Below are 15,109 nucleotides of genomic sequence, written 5' to 3'. Positions count from 1 at the left end.
TATGATAGGAGGAGGATATGGTTTGACCTTAGAGTACTTAATGAGATCGAAAAACATTCAATTTAGGAGAGCCAAAATAGAGGACTTAGACTTCATTATCTCATTAGAAAAACATCCAGATAGCAAGAAATATATTATTTCTTGGACCAGGGATAAACACCAGGATGCATTGGGAAGCGATGATTTTATATATATGATTGTAGAGAACTCAAATAGTCAGAAGATTGGGTATTTCATATTATCAGGACTATCAAATCAAAATGGTTGTATTGAATTAGTTAGAATTAATATAGGTGAAAAGGGTAAAGGTTATGGGAAGGAAACAATGAAGCTGGTACAAGAATACGTGTTTAATCATCTTAAAGCGCATAGGCTTTGGTTGGATGTTAAAGAACATAATAATAGAGCAAGACACGTATATGAGTGGGCCGGATTTAAGGTAGAAGGCTTGTTGAGGGAATGTATTAAATCAGAAGAAAATTATGAGTCCTTGATAATAATGGGAATGTTGAAGAATGAATATAGAGGAAGACTTTCGGCTTCGATCCTTAGTTAGTTTCATTATAATGTGTGGAGGTATTTTATCTCCGACAGGACTTGCGCCTTTATGGATATATTCTATTACGTTTTTACTAGGTAGTATCTTATTCTTGATAATATGTTGGTATGAATTCAAAAAATATAAAGATATCTGGAGGGAGTAATAAAATGGACATCACGTTAATCAAATCAGGCCTTAATGAAGCATCGATGATTCACGAAATGCAAATTAAATCATTTATGCCGCTGTTAAATACATATCAGGATTTAGAAACCAGCCCTGCTAATGAATCTGTAGAACGAATAATAGATCGATTAAATCAATCGTTTACGGATTACTACATTATAAAAAGTTCAAATATTTCAATAGGTGCAATTAGAATTGTAAGGAAAGAGAATAAAATCTATCGCGTCAGCCCAATATTTATTTTGCCTGAACATCAAGGGAAAGGAATTGCACAAAAGGTATTTTCTATAATCGAAGATATATATAACGATGCGCAAATTTGGGAATTGGATACCATATTACAGGAGCAGGGGAATTGTTATCTCTATGAAAAATTAGGTTATCAAAAGACCGGGGACTTAGTGCAAATTAACGATAAAATGACAATTGTGTTTTACGAAAAACGTTTGATTTAGCATTAAGACGCAACATCAACAAAAGCCCCAGCCTGAAGAGCTATCTAAGGCTGGGGTTTTTCGTGAATAGATGTACATTATCGGAAATTAATACGTGAGGAAGTGAAAGAGGGATTCGAAAGTTCAACTTGACACTGTAAAGATTGTTTATTATGATCTTTACAGTGTCAAGTTATATGAAAGGAAGTATATATCAAATGAAAGAAAAACCATATCATCATGGTGATTTGCGAAATAAACTTATCGAAGCTGGAATAGGACTTATTAATGAAGATGGTTTAAAAGGTTTTTCCCTGCGTAAGGTCGCAGCGAAATGCAACGTCAGTCATGCCGCACCATACAGTCATTTTAAAGATATAGACGAGTTAATTTATGCTATGGGCGAGCATGTAACGGAGCGATTTATGGATAAGATGCGTACATCAATTCGTGGACAGGAAAACAGTCTCGAAGCGACTTCGCTGCTAGGGCAGGCTTATATTTCTTTTTTTATTGAAAATCCGCAATATTTTCAGTTCCTTTTCTATCACTCAGGATTAACCATTGATTTGGACAATGATAACGCCAATGATTATCCGCCATTTGCTTTATTCAGGACAACGGCGTATCAAATGTTTCGCAGTCTAGGGTTGCCAGAGGAAGCTTTTTCAGAAAAACTGATTGCCCTTTGGTCAATGGTACACGGCATAGCCTCGCTGCTTACCAATCAGGGTATCCGATATTCCGGGGACTGGATTCATGTTTTTATAAACAATTGTATTAAGGAGATAGAATGATGAAAATGATTATCCATGATTTAAATCAACAAGAATTCATGGCGTTGTATGATAACCCAAATACAGACGTAACGGTTATATCAGACAATGGCACAATCCGTAAATGCATTGGTTGCTTTGGATGCTGGATCAGAACACCGGGAGAATGCGTTATAAAGGATGGTTATGACAATATGGGCGAGCTTCTTTCAAAATGTCATGAGCTGGTTATTATCAGTAAATGTGTTTATGGGAGCTACAGCCCCTTTGTGTGCAATATTGTGGATAGAAGCTTGCCATATCTCCTGCCTTATTTTGTAATCAAAAATGGAGAAACCCATCATCGATTCCGATATGATAACAAATTCACTCTATCGGTACATTTTTATGGAAATGACATAACCAAAGCAGAAAAGGAAACCGCACAAGCTCTGGTTGCGGCGAATAGCGTGAACTTAAATTCCATTGGAAACAAGATATATTTCCATAACAGCTTACAAACAATTAAGGAGGTTATATAGTGAGAATTGCTATGATAAATGGAAGCCCCAAGTTAGGAAAGAGCAATTCGGGCAGGATGCTCAAAGCACTCGAACCCCTGATAAACTCTGAGTATGAAATATCACACTATAACATGAATAAAAAACCGCTTACCGATGAGCAATACATCGAGCTTTGCCACATGGATACACTGATTATTGCATTTCCTCTATACTTCGATGCAATACCGTCGCATTTATTAAGGATGCTGACTACGCTTGAAGGGTATATGAAGGCAGAACGGAAAAAGGAAATTTACGTTTATGCCCTTGTAAACAATGGATTTTATGAGGGGAAGCAAACTTGCATTGCTCTTGAAATCATCAAAAATTGGTGTATACGATCCGGCCTTCATTTTGGACAAGGAATCGGACAAGGCGCTGGTGAAATGATGGGTTTTATCGAAAAGGTACCACTTGGCCAGGGCCCTTTAAAAAATCTAGGAAGGGCAATGGAGAGTCTGGCAAAAAATATACATTCGCAGGGAAGTGATGAATCCTTGCTGTTCAGCCCCAATTTCCCACGCTTTGCCTGGCGATTTGCAGCGACACACTCTTTTTGGCATGCAAAAGCTAAAAAGAATGGTCTAAAGAAGAAGGATATTATGAAAAGGCTTTAAGAAGGCACAGTTCTCCCTGCGTTATCGATTTGGAACAGCTTTTCTTAGAAATCGGAAAGACAAAGCGAAGACGTCAGCCCGTAGATGGTCTGACGTCTTGTGCGTGTCTATGAATTGCAATACTCAAACTCGTTGTCGAGCGCGTCGAAATTAATCTCCTGTTTTAACACCTGTTCTAATTCATCGTTTGAGATTAACCCTTCCAGTTGCAACTCAAGCCCTGTTGAGGTCGTTTCTATGTATTCAAGAACATCTCTACCATATATTTCTTCCAACTTTTCAACTTGACTATGCTTCAAATACTTTCGGTGTGTTCTTAATATGTTGGCAGAATTGACTTTCAAATCGCCACTTGCTGTATGGGAATACTTCATACTCGTTAAATCTTCAAGCAAGTCCCGAAAAATAAAATCCTGTAAATTTTTCGCCAAAACAACAGCGGTAATATCATCGTGGTAAACCAACGTAACAGGTACATCCTCACCGTTTTGTCTATCAAATTGGAACACATACAAATCTCCGTTTTTTTGTCGACCAAATGGAACAAACTGAAACTCTGGTTTCGTCTGACGATAATCGTTAGGGTCTTTGAATGCTTCGATTTCTTCAACGATACTGTTCCATTTCAGCAACTCAAAGTCAAAGCCGAAAAACAGCATAGGCGGGTTTTGGGCTAATTTGGCATAATACTTTGCGTTCCAATCCTGCCCATATTCTCCGCCCGAATCCAACATACCGTCTAAATACAACTGTCTATATAGTTTCGGGTACGTAAAATTGTACTTATGTTCAATCTGCTCTAATTCGTTCATACTATCCTCCCAAAACCACGATATTTGCTATCAGTATAGCAAACGCGAACTTGTTATTAAATACCACAGAAAAACATTGTGCCGATTGCATGGAAAGGAGCGCGAACGTGGCTATCAGCCATCACAGTATGATAATCATCAGCCGAGGCAACGTTATCCGAAATTAAAGTCTCGTTACCAAACGAAGTAATAATTGACGTTCAAGGAGTCTAAGGATTAAGTGCTATTTCGAGCTCAGAGTCCCTTTGAATTCTAAAGGAAGATCAACGCTCGCTGTGGGTTTTCGTTAGATTCAAATCGTCTTTCAAGTGAGGTGGGGTTGAAAATGATGAAGGCTAATCAAGAACAGCACATTCCTTATGCAGTTTTCGAGAATGAAACTCAATTTCCTATACTGGATATTACTCACCCTCTTTTCAACGCAAGTATTGATGAACAGGCGTATCATTTGAACTGTCTCAAGTCAGCCCGGAGTATTGAATCATTAAAGAAGATGCCTCGCTTTATTCAGAACATATTTGTGAAAATGTCGAGTGTTGACAATTCATATCTTAGCGGCATGCGTACCCTGGTGTACAAACTTGGTCCCGAGTTAAGCCGGGGAACGCTTCTATGGTCTGGACATTACCCTCAATATCATTCATTATGACTGGAGCCAACCAGAGGAACTGTTGAAGTTGAGTTTGGAACGAGCCGGATGGATTCAGATCTGTTCATCGGAGGGCGGGCTATTTGAGTACGGTTCGGATTCAGATATCATTGAGAATCTAAACCATTTGTTTACCACCTCCCCAGCAGATGCCCGGGTCACGGGTTCCTTAATTTTCGATCGGGCGCATGTAAATCCGGGATACCTTGGATTTACAGAGTTTATTGGCGTGCAAATCCGCTATCTTGGGCTGGAGGGGTTGCAGCGAATTTTAACTAAAACCTCGTGGGTTTTGGAAGAATTCCATGAAATTGAATCGATCTATATTCTATTTTCATTGAGGAAAGCGTGACTCACGATTGCCCCTCGATCCGGTTGGCGGTTGAAGAGTATCCGACTGGCAACTGAGATGCAGAGAAGCGAGAGCAGCTGGACACATTGATTTTCCTAAGATAGAAGCGCTATCCAAGGGAGATTGATGTCATGAATACTGATACCAGTGCAGGTGAAACATCCGGACTATTTAGGATTTAATGAACAATCCATTATTTATGGAGAAGGAAGAAATAAGAAAGAAATCATCGAAGAAACAATTAAGAATCGCCAAATAATGATAAATAATTTAATGAAGCTGGAAGACAATCAATTTTCTGTAGTTTACCCAGGAGAGCGAGGATTCACTATTGGAACATACTTAACAGAATTCTTTATATCTCATGAAAGATATCATATGAAACAAATTCAAGATCTTTTGATGACGAAACAGATAATGTAAGATCTTTCAAAGTCGATCCGAAGAAGGCACTAGCTTCTTTATTGGGGAGGAACCTCAAACAATGGCACATCAGCCTTGTTCGAGGTTCTTTATTGTTTCTAAAAGAATTTCAATTACACGGGATTTGTATGCACGGGAAATCCAAGCAGCGGCATTGATTTATCGAACGTTGGAACTCTTAAATATTTCGAGTAGGGCTTCTATTAAAAAAGCCAATTTTTAATACTACATTATAATGTTATCAATTGAAATGTAAATGAAAGAAACACGTGAAAATAGGACGATTTTTTCATTAATTCCCTAAAAATTAAAAAGAATTGAGCCGATAAATGGAGAGGTTACACTTTTATGGACATCTGTCCATATTTTCTTGGCAGCTAAGAGTAACAGGAGGGCAATATGTATAAAAAGGTTAGGTCAGAAGAAGATTTGTATGAATGGCATCGAATCAAAAAGATTTCTTGGGACGAAAAAGGTTTTGACATGGAGTATGCAAAACCAAATTCAGATCAGTACCTATTCTTCATTGACGGGAAAGCAGGCGGGACTTTTGAGTTTACACCTTATGAATATGTTTCAGATTATATAAGAGGCATATTTGATGATGTATTAACGCCTAATATGAGAGTTGTTGAGACAGATAGTTTTGCTGTATTACCAGAGTTTAGAGGGAGACTAGGGCGTGAAATCATTTGCATGATGGTAGCTTACGCGGGGTGGCATGGATTTACGCACTCAATAGGACTTTCTGATCCTGGAGTGTTTCATTCTTTTAACAACAGCTATCATATTGAAGCAGAGCGCGTAGGGGAAAACTTGTTTTACAAAGGTGCCACGGCAATACCGACTGTATTCCATTTGGGAAAGGCGTATTCAAATCTATCATTGTCTCAATATTCCTGGTACACACAACCTAAAGAATTACAAGGAGACTTACTTCATGCTAAATAAAACAGAATTAGTTAGAAAGAGAAACAACTGGGTTGGTTTAGTATTTGCTCTGATTATTACATTTAACCAAGTTGTAAATTTAATCATAGGGATACCACCTTCATTTGTATTTTCAGTTCTAGGTATCATATATTTACTTATGCTACCCGTTCTATATATAGCGAATCGGCCGCGTTTTAGAGGGAAAATAGAGAGCTATGTTACTTATTATATTCTCGCAGTAATCGGTGGCTTTATGTTCTATATCAATAAATTAGATCCACATATGATTAATATAATGACGATATTCTTTTTTGTTGCTGTCATGGGGATTTATCAAAGCAAGCGCATTAATTTTTTGACTATATTTATTACTCTATCTATTGTAAGTTATTACTTTGTGACGCAAGGTGAATTCATTTTTCATTCAACGGCCTATTTAGATTTATATTTCTACTTAATAACATTTTGTTTTGTTGCTATCACAAATCTCTTGCAAGCAAGATTCAATAATACACTTCAAAAAACTGCAGATGAAAAGGCACAAGAAGCAATAAAGAGTAGGGAAGAAACGGTAGAGGTACTCAGACTTATCAATGATTCTATTAACACATTAAAAGAGTACCAAACTGAATTGAACCAAACCACCGGCAACGCAAACACGCGATCAATAGAGTTAGTATCCAGCATTGAAAATATGTTGGCTTCATTTGAGATGCTGAACAAACAGGCCTTAAACTTGCGCACCGAAATGAATGAGACTACCGATAATATCGATAATGCTACACAGTCTGTAGTTGAAATGCATACATATGTCGTTTCTACAAAAGAGGCAACTGCAGAGAGTGGAAAGTGGATTGGCTATTTGGAGAATGACCTTGTTGAATACAATAGCAACATCGAGAGTACCTCACAAATCATGGACAAATTAAATTCTGAAACTGAGGAGATTGAAAGAATACTCTCTGTTATTGGAGAATTGGCCAATCAGACAAATCTTTTGGCCCTTAATGCTGGTATTGAAGCAGCTCGAGCTGGAGAGCAAGGTAAAGGTTTTTCAGTAGTGGCCCAAGAAGTTAAAAAGCTCGCAGAACAGACTAAGGTGTCGTCGGAATCTATTACTGGTGTTCTTCTTCGAATAAGAGAGTATGTTGGGTCTGCAACAGACAAGGTTCGAAGTTCGCAAGGGGCTATATCCAAAAATCGTGATGGTATGCGTGAAGTTAAAACCATCTTCTTAGAAATCGAGCAATATATAAATAACTTCTCTGACCGAACAAAAGTCCTTCAGAACTTTATGGAGAATGTTCGAGGAATGGTGCAGGAGACTGGCGCATCGGTTGAAGAAAGTGCTGAAATTACTGAGAAGAATACTGAGAATCTTAAGGAAATACTATCACTAGTGACAACACAACAAGCGGAGATAGAAGGAATATCAGAAGGGTTTGAAGTGTTGGAAAAACAGGTATCTGCTATAGCGAGAAACTAAAACAATGAATAATTCCTCTCATGGAGATGTCAGCTTGGACTAGCTTACTCAGGAGCCCATGCAATATCTCAATGAGGGGATTTTTTGATTCAGGCTCATCTAAGGAATGAGTCTTTCATTTATCCATCCCCTCAATAATTTTCTAAATGATTCCTCTAGTATCCACAAGAGGGTACTGCTAGTAAATGAAGAAGCATGCTAGAATGAAAGGTGTGTTCAACAAGAAAATAACAGATTTTATAAGACATAACTGCTGAAGAAAGGAATCAATAAAATGAAATTAGTCCTATTTGGTGACAGCATTACTGCTAGGACGGAAGGTCATGAACGTCCCCTAATATCAATAAAACTGGAAGATAAATTAAGAGGAAATTGGGAAATCATTAACGCTGGGGTACCAGGTAACACTACGTCCGATGCTCTCGAAAGAATTGAGAAAGATGTGTTAATCTATGATCCAGATTTCGTGACGGTTTTATTCGGAGCGAACGATGCTGCATCCCACACCATGGTTCCGCTGAATGACTTTGAAAGGAACCTGACTAATATTGTAACGGCGATAACTCCTCAAAAAACGATACTTATTAGTCCAGCACCAGTTGACGAAGGATTACAGCATACGAGAACCAATGCCGTACTTAAGCAGTATGCAGAGGTCGTGAGAGCAATCAGTCTAGCAACTGGCAGTCATCATATAGATTTGTTCACAAGCATGGTCAGTCTTCAAAATTTGTCAGAAATTTTGAGAGGACTTTTGAATGATGGACTTCATTTTGGTGAGCTTGGTTATGACTATTTATCCAATCTAATAAGTGACGAGTTACTGATAATTTCTGGGAAATCATCAGCTAGCGGGATACAATAAATTAATAACACATCTTGTTGAGCAGGCTACCGCAGCCTGCTCATTTTACTAGCTTACGGACAGTTTAGTTATAAATTGTTTACTACCTTCTATATCATTTGTGAGATGCTATAATTGTAAAATATAAGTAAATGCGTGGGGTTTTTAATGAGTTATTGAATCCCAACATAGTTAATGTCACAGATTTGGATAGGGGCGTATGTAGGTTAAATGGTGGAAAAATTTTGATTTCCGTGTAATTATGAAAGTGGAGAACATTCTTCTAGCAGCCGGAGGAGCGTATATTATCCAAGATTAAGAGAATGAAGAAAAGGGGAGCATTTATGATAGCACTTAAGGAAATAGATCGTAGTAATTTTTTTGATGTCATTAAGTTGAGTGTCGCTGATGAACAAAGTGACTTTGTAGCGACAAATTTGTTTTCGCTCGCACAGGCTAAGGCATTCCCAGAGTGTGTCTGCTTGGCTATTTATCATGATGAAGTTCTAGTGGGATTTACGATGTATTGTATAGATGAAGAAGATCATGAATATTGGATTTATCGGTTAATGATAGATACTAAGTATCAATCAAAAGGTTATGGGAAGGCTGCTATGGAGCTGCTCATTGAAAGGATTAAAGAAGACATACAGCATCGGGTTATATACATAAGCTTTGAACCAGAGAATACTTGGGCAAAACAGCTATATGAAAAATTAGGATTTGAAGAAGATGGCCGAGTAATAGATGGGGAAATCGTTTATAAACTGGAGTATTAAGCAGAATCAAGAGATAGACCAATAGGGTTAGCAAGAGCGCAATTTGAAACTGTAATAATTTTTATGGGTGATTTAATGAAGTATTCAAAATTCTATTTGGACCAATTTTTCAATTCAATAAATGAATATCAGTCAAAAGTTGAATTATTAATCTTAGCAAATTCATTTATGCAAAAGACTGATAACATTAGATGGGTTATGGCGTTAAACCAATTAATGAATTGGCAATCGATGTCTGAAAGATCTGGGGTTTGGACTTACTATGAAGTGTTACAAATTGAATCGGCAAATGTGCTGATACGTATTCTTCGAGAATACGATGAAAGAATTATTTTAGAGAATTATTGTAAAGGTATAGATAGTTATCTTAATGAAGAGATAATGAACGAAGTTGATAATTGGATTGGATGTAATGAAACAGAAATCGATAGATTTATTGAACATATATTTCTAATGCATAGAGATTGGTTTTATAACTATTCGGCGGTCACTCCGTGATTCTAGGAGGTGGGGCGTCACGTTATCGGATATCTTCGTAAAGGCATATTAAAGGGGATGGCTATTTAAGATGAGTTCGAGACCAGTGATTATTGAAGATTATAATGATGCATGGCCTGTGATGTTTAATGAATTGAAAAATATATTAGGAATTAAATTAGGAGAGTTAGCTTTAACCATAGAGCATGTTGGAAGCACCTCTGTTCCTGGCCTTTCTGCCAAACCAATTCTTGATATAGATATTGTAATAGACTCTATGACATTACTTCCTCAGGTAATTGGAAAGTTGAGTGAATTAGGTTACTTTCATGAGGGTAATTTAGGGGTAGAGAACAGGGAGGCTTTTGCAAGAACTGATGACATAGTTCCCCATAATGAAGAGATGAATCAAAAACCGAAACATCATCTTTATGTCTGCAACAAGGAAAGTGATGCATTACAGAAGCACATAACATTCAGAGATATATTAAGACAACAGCCGGATTTAGTAGCCGCTTACTCATCTTTAAAGAAAGAACTCGCAGAGAGATTTACTAATAACCGTACGGCATATACGGATGGAAAAACCCATTTTGTAAATACTGTTTTGGACAAATACAAGAGTATTTTGTAGGTGACTAAACCAGGAACTTCTCATAACACCGGGTTCACATATTGGGACTACTGTGCATTGGTTGTCAGATGTATAATCATGGAAGAGGCTCAGACAACAAACGACCCAGCCTAAGATAAGAGCTATCTAAGGCTGGGTCGTTTTGTGAACACTCGAACATTATTAGATATTGCCACGAACCATAAATGAAAGGATGAAGGGGATGAAAAGATATGCCTAGAGAGACCCAACAGGGTTAACAAGGCAATCTGTCTTGCGGGACGAATCCCTTCTTGTCAATTTGAAGTAATTTCAAAAATGATCATAGCTTTTTTACTGAGGCATTATTTCCATCAAAAAGGGTTCGTAGATACCAGAACGATAGGCGAAATCATTTTAGAAGGAAAGGAAAACCAAGTCAATGAACATTAGAGGAGTAATTCTTGAAGGATATTCAAATGCTGGTAAGACATCGCTACTCAAAGCGATAAAACAATCTCAAGCACTCGATGAATCCGCGGAGTTGAGTGTCGTAATACTTGGGGAACATTACTCTCAGATTCTGAATAATGTTCAAGGCGAATTTGTTCGATTATCAAGAGGCCAGCATCTCGAACTTCTGCGAAATAGAGTTGGTATGCTAAAGAATCTAAATGAATGGGCAGCCTATTTAGGTCCAGGGAAAAGAAAATCAAGAGGCCTTTTCTTTATCTTAGAGCGGTTCCATCTAAATTACCGAGTCGCATTCTCGGATTCAGACGATGCAGAAATAACAAGTATAGAGCATGATTTAATCAAATTAGGAGCTAGGTGTCTATTGCTGACTATTTCCGACGATATAGTCGAGGAAAGAATAAAAAGTAGAAACCCTGAGGTTTGGATTAACAAATCAAGGGAAGAAATCGATCTGGCATGCAAAGAATTGATTGATACGCAAAATAGTCTTAGGATTCAAGCGTCTAAATCAATGGTACCGACAATCGAAATAAATACGGATAATAAAGAATGGGACAAATATGCAGGAGTAATCATGAAAGATAATGACTTCACCTAACAAAGTAGTCTCAAATACAAAGGAGAGTTAATGAATGAATCGTTGGTCTTCTTGGGACTATTCATAATGAAGAAATTAGACACCGAGTGAATTGTACATTAAACCTCTATAAGGACATTATTATTGAATTTAACCCTGAAATAATCTGTGGAGAAGTACATCCTCAGAGCTGGATGAAATATCAAAATGATAAGTCATTGAGAGGATATTGGGGTGAACCTGCTAGTGAATACTGGGATCTCATCTTTCCTTTATGTGAGCAACATAATATTGAATTTGTTCCAATCGACTGGTTTGAGTTAGATGTTTGGAACAATTTCGATCCCTTTGCTTTATGTAATGAGATTGAAAGGGAAAAGTACGAGAGGATTGAAGAAGAATGGTTTGAAAAACAACTGAAGACTCATTCTGTTGGAACAATACCGTTTAACTCGGATGTGTATGATCTCGTAACAAGAGAAAAGTATGAATGGATTAGCAACATTAATCCGAGGGCACATAACTTTAGATGGACAATTCGGAATCAGATTATGATTGAACGATTAAAAAATACGATTAAAGCAAATCCTCACAAAAAGATATTATGCATTGTCGGTGCAGACCATAATTATTGTTTTAAAGAAGAACTAGAAAATGAGCCAATTAAACTCGTTTATCCATTAATAAATGGCCAAAAGAATATATAAGAAAGGATGATCTATCATGACAATCACATTGGGTAACAAGATCGGGGAAGGAGGCTGCTCTGAGGTTTTTGATATAGGGAACAATCAAATCATTAAACTTGCCAAGGAAAATACGAGTATTGAAGGTGCAAAAAGGGAATATCTCAATAATTTCATCGCTTGGGAATGTGGTCTCCCTGTGCCTCAACCTTTTGATGTAATAGAAGTGGATGGCAGACCAGGGATTATAGTTGAACGTATTTTAGGTGAAACAATTATGGAACGTATTATTAAACAAGCTATCTATAACGAGGGAATTATTCTGGATGATATTCGACTGACAGCTCAACAATTATATAACGTACACAAAACTCTATTTGCTGGGCACGAATTGCCGAATCAAAAAAGCGTTATTAAAACGCACATTTTGAGTGTGAACTACTTAGCAGCTCATGAGAAAGAGAGCGTAATCTCATTAGTTGATTCTTTGCCAACCAGACAATGTATGTGTCATGGCGATCCGAATCCAGGGAATATAATGATTAAGATCGATGGGAAGGCTGTCTTGATAGACTGGAGTAATGCCACAGTTGGAAATCCTGAAGCTGATATAGCTGAATATATTCTTATGATTCGTTATGCAATTTTACCTCCTCATTTTCCAGAGACGATAATTCATGAATTTGAATTCATCCGAGAGAAATTAATTACTTTTTTTATGGATGAATACACAAAATTATCAGGAATTAATTATGATGATGTAGTTCCTTGGTTAACACCGATTGCTGCTAGAAAATTATCTGCAGATGCTGTATCCGATTTGGAAAAAGAGAAGCTTCTTGAAGAGATTAGAAGGACTTTAATGGAGATAAATGGGTATCTTACTAAATAAAGGTGCGATCAGCTAAGACAGTATTCACGCTGCAGAGTCATACGTCTCCTTGGCCTCCCCGAGAATTACTTTGAGCACTACATTGTTGCTTTTCAACTACTGGTTGCACACTTGATAAAAAAGGATTCGAAAAAATAGCAAGGCTATACATAGAAATAGAAGGTATTGATGGATTTATTCATTTGATCAAAGAGATACAGGTTGTTAAGGATAATAACGATTGGGCTTACTTTGAAAGTATTGCTGGAGATTTTGTTATAAAGGCTGTAATACTATCAATTTGCAAGTGATGGCTGAAGTTGCAATGAATGTGTATCACAATATATCTGCAGCGGATGACGATTGATAATAACGCCTATCAAGGTTGGTATGTCGAATAAGGTGCTGACATTCTATAACCAACGTATTTACGTCGTGATCACAAGATTTTTCTAAGAAATATAATAACAGGAGTAGAGCATATGGCTATTTATTTTCCACCATTATACTGTGGGTATGATGCCAGGTTGAAGTTAATTAAAGATCTTATTTGGAATGATTTATTTATACCTAGGGATAAGGAATGCAGAGTTGTTGATATTATCGGCTGGACGTATATTATTTGTCCATTAGGAAGTAATGGAACTATTGAACATCGAATGAAAAATAGCATTATGAGTGATTATTTTGAAATAATTGAAGATGGAATAAAACCGTGGATCGAGGAAAATAAACTTTCCATAAGTGAAAAAACACTGAAGAGTATATTAGTTAAAGATATTAAGATACATATCAATAAGAAAGAAACCATTTGTATAGAGAAAGGAAAAACATATTATTGTTTGAAAGATCAAGCATCAGATGGAAGAATATTTTGGAATCTGATTGAAGAAAAAACCTATGACAAAACGTTAAGATTAAAGAATGAAGAATTTATAGAGCATATGGAGATTCTTTAAGCAGCACTTCGAATAATACTGGATCCGGGCAACTAAGTGATCAGGAGTGATACAAGGTGAAAGAAGAATGGGAAAGATCAAGTAAGAGTAGTATGCACATCGAATATGAGACTCTTAATAGTATGATTAGCCAAGTTTTCGATGGCAAACGACTCATAAAAGCTGAACGAACACAAACGGGACTTAGTAATGGTACCTATAAAGTGGAGATTGAAGGAACTACTACACCCTACTTTTTAAGGATCTTTGCTAGAGGTTCAGACGTAGCTTCAAAAGAAAAAGCAATCGCTGAGAGATTGCGCGGCGTCGTGCCAGTTGCCGATTATATATATCTGGATGCGAGCAGAAAGCTAATTGAATATGATTGGGCAATAATAGAGTGGAAAGAGGGAGTGTTGCTGCGTGATCTTCTACAAAGAGGAGATGAACGCCAGATTGCAAAAGTTGCGGAATCTGTCGGCAGTGTACTAGCTCGTGTTCACAGTCATGCATTTGGATATCCAGGTTTTTTTGCAGGGGATCTTACCATCTCCACCCCATTTAACATGGATGAGAACGAATTTATCTCTTTTATTTCCGAAAGCTTGGATAAGGGGAAAACTGGGGAATGGCTGGGAGCGGAAGCAACGGAGAAGGTTCGATTATTCTGTGAGTCGCACCGTTCACTAATATCCGAAATTCATGAACCGCCAGTCCTCGTTCATTCGGACTTCAATGGTCTAAATCTTTTGGTGATTGAAAGGCCAGATGGGTTCGAAGTATCGGCGGTATTGGATTGGGAGTTCGCCTTCTCAGGAAGACGCTATGTTGATATCGGGAACATGCTTCGGTATGAAGACGACAATTCCTTGTTCGAACGTCATTTTATAAAGGCATACCGGGGTTCAGGTGGATTCCTGCATGAGAATTGGGTTCTATTATCTAAGCTGGAGGATTTGATTGCCTTGTGTGATTTACTGAATCGTTCGACTCCAGAAATGCCGAACAGAATCGCGGATTTAAGACAGCTTATCATACGGACGATACAGTAAATGATAATAACTTCCTTGTAAGCCGAAGTACATTGGAAATTATCGAATTGAACAGAAATAGGTGA

General features: G+C 37.4%; 20 protein-coding genes. 19 read left to right on the top strand and 1 reads right to left on the bottom strand.

Annotation, left to right across the window (positions count from 1 at the left end; genetic code table 11):
* Position 1 precedes the first annotated feature (1 nt).
* The 5 genes from RQP50_RS10165 (at position 2) to RQP50_RS10145 (ending at position 3,096) form a co-directional block, all read left to right on the top strand.
* Complete coding sequence (locus RQP50_RS10165; protein WP_315745282.1) at positions 2–556, top strand: GNAT family N-acetyltransferase; 555 nt, start codon at positions 2–4, stop codon at positions 554–556.
* Between the two features lie 152 nt (positions 557–708).
* Positions 709–1,182, top strand: a complete 474-nt coding sequence (locus RQP50_RS10160; protein WP_315745280.1) for a GNAT family N-acetyltransferase — start codon at positions 709–711, stop codon at positions 1,180–1,182.
* 197 nt (positions 1,183–1,379) lie between these two features.
* Positions 1,380–1,958, top strand: coding sequence for a TetR/AcrR family transcriptional regulator (locus RQP50_RS10155; protein WP_268627713.1), 579 nt, complete (start codon positions 1,380–1,382; stop codon positions 1,956–1,958).
* A complete protein-coding gene (locus RQP50_RS10150) occupies positions 1,955–2,458 on the top strand; it encodes a flavodoxin family protein (protein WP_268627710.1) in 504 nt (167 codons plus the stop codon). Before RQP50_RS10155 ends, RQP50_RS10150 begins: the two co-directional genes overlap by 4 nt.
* On the top strand, positions 2,458–3,096 hold the full coding sequence (locus tag RQP50_RS10145; RefSeq protein WP_083545071.1) for a hypothetical protein: 639 nt from the start codon (positions 2,458–2,460) through the stop codon (positions 3,094–3,096). The genes RQP50_RS10150 and RQP50_RS10145 overlap by 1 nt, the downstream gene beginning before the upstream one ends.
* A gap of 107 nt (positions 3,097–3,203) precedes the next feature.
* Here the strand turns inward: RQP50_RS10145 and RQP50_RS10140 are convergent, their stop codons facing one another.
* Positions 3,204–3,908, bottom strand: coding sequence for an SMI1/KNR4 family protein (locus RQP50_RS10140; protein ID WP_315745275.1), 705 nt, complete (start codon positions 3,906–3,908; stop codon positions 3,204–3,206).
* Positions 3,909–4,233: 325 nt separating this feature from the next.
* Between RQP50_RS10140 and RQP50_RS10135 the strand changes: the two genes are divergently transcribed.
* From RQP50_RS10135 to RQP50_RS10070, 14 genes are all read left to right on the top strand, one after another.
* The gene (locus RQP50_RS10135; RefSeq protein ID WP_315745273.1) at positions 4,234–4,557 is read left to right on the top strand and encodes a hypothetical protein; all 324 of its coding nucleotides are present in this window, start codon (positions 4,234–4,236) and stop codon (positions 4,555–4,557) included.
* 28 nt (positions 4,558–4,585) lie between these two features.
* Entirely contained in the window at positions 4,586–4,909 is a 324-nt protein-coding gene (locus RQP50_RS10130) for a hypothetical protein (protein ID WP_315745271.1), read from the top strand.
* A gap of 147 nt (positions 4,910–5,056) precedes the next feature.
* The gene (locus RQP50_RS10125; RefSeq protein ID WP_315745270.1) at positions 5,057–5,332 is read left to right on the top strand and encodes a hypothetical protein; all 276 of its coding nucleotides are present in this window, start codon (positions 5,057–5,059) and stop codon (positions 5,330–5,332) included.
* A gap of 399 nt (positions 5,333–5,731) precedes the next feature.
* Positions 5,732–6,283 carry a hypothetical protein gene (locus RQP50_RS10120; protein WP_072728681.1) on the top strand — a complete coding sequence of 184 codons (552 nt, stop codon included), beginning with the start codon at positions 5,732–5,734 and terminating at the stop codon, positions 6,281–6,283.
* Positions 6,273–7,751, top strand: coding sequence for a methyl-accepting chemotaxis protein (locus tag RQP50_RS10115; RefSeq protein WP_315745267.1), 1,479 nt, complete (start codon positions 6,273–6,275; stop codon positions 7,749–7,751). The genes RQP50_RS10120 and RQP50_RS10115 overlap by 11 nt, the downstream gene beginning before the upstream one ends.
* Before the next feature lie 274 nt (positions 7,752–8,025).
* Positions 8,026–8,616, top strand: coding sequence for a GDSL-type esterase/lipase family protein (locus RQP50_RS10110; RefSeq protein WP_315745265.1), 591 nt, complete (start codon positions 8,026–8,028; stop codon positions 8,614–8,616).
* Positions 8,617–8,939: 323 nt separating this feature from the next.
* The gene (locus tag RQP50_RS10105; protein WP_268627692.1) at positions 8,940–9,374 is read left to right on the top strand and encodes a GNAT family N-acetyltransferase; all 435 of its coding nucleotides are present in this window, start codon (positions 8,940–8,942) and stop codon (positions 9,372–9,374) included.
* Positions 9,375–9,449: 75 nt separating this feature from the next.
* Complete coding sequence (locus tag RQP50_RS10100) at positions 9,450–9,872, top strand: hypothetical protein (RefSeq protein ID WP_315745261.1); 423 nt, start codon at positions 9,450–9,452, stop codon at positions 9,870–9,872.
* A 70-nt stretch (positions 9,873–9,942) separates the two neighbouring features.
* Positions 9,943–10,485: a GrpB family protein gene (locus RQP50_RS10095; RefSeq protein ID WP_315745259.1), complete on the top strand. Its 543-nt coding sequence runs from the start codon at positions 9,943–9,945 to the stop codon at positions 10,483–10,485.
* 400 nt (positions 10,486–10,885) lie between these two features.
* Positions 10,886–11,518, top strand: coding sequence for a hypothetical protein (locus tag RQP50_RS10090; protein WP_315745258.1), 633 nt, complete (start codon positions 10,886–10,888; stop codon positions 11,516–11,518).
* Between the two features lie 86 nt (positions 11,519–11,604).
* Positions 11,605–12,204 carry a hypothetical protein gene (locus tag RQP50_RS10085; RefSeq protein ID WP_315745256.1) on the top strand — a complete coding sequence of 200 codons (600 nt, stop codon included), beginning with the start codon at positions 11,605–11,607 and terminating at the stop codon, positions 12,202–12,204.
* 16 nt (positions 12,205–12,220) lie between these two features.
* Positions 12,221–13,075 (top strand): phosphotransferase, encoded by an 855-nt coding sequence (locus RQP50_RS10080; RefSeq protein ID WP_315745254.1) that lies wholly within the window; start codon positions 12,221–12,223, stop codon positions 13,073–13,075.
* A 461-nt stretch (positions 13,076–13,536) separates the two neighbouring features.
* Positions 13,537–14,013: a hypothetical protein gene (locus RQP50_RS10075; protein WP_315745252.1), complete on the top strand. Its 477-nt coding sequence runs from the start codon at positions 13,537–13,539 to the stop codon at positions 14,011–14,013.
* 56 nt (positions 14,014–14,069) lie between these two features.
* Positions 14,070–15,044 carry a phosphotransferase family protein gene (locus RQP50_RS10070; protein WP_315745250.1) on the top strand — a complete coding sequence of 325 codons (975 nt, stop codon included), beginning with the start codon at positions 14,070–14,072 and terminating at the stop codon, positions 15,042–15,044.
* The last annotated feature ends 65 nt before the right edge of the window (positions 15,045–15,109 follow it).

This window comes from Paenibacillus suaedae (assembly GCF_032337355.1).
Taxonomy (GTDB): Bacteria; Bacillota; Bacilli; order Paenibacillales; family Paenibacillaceae; genus Paenibacillus_B; species Paenibacillus_B suaedae.
This window is presented reverse-complemented; position numbering and strand designations above follow the sequence as displayed.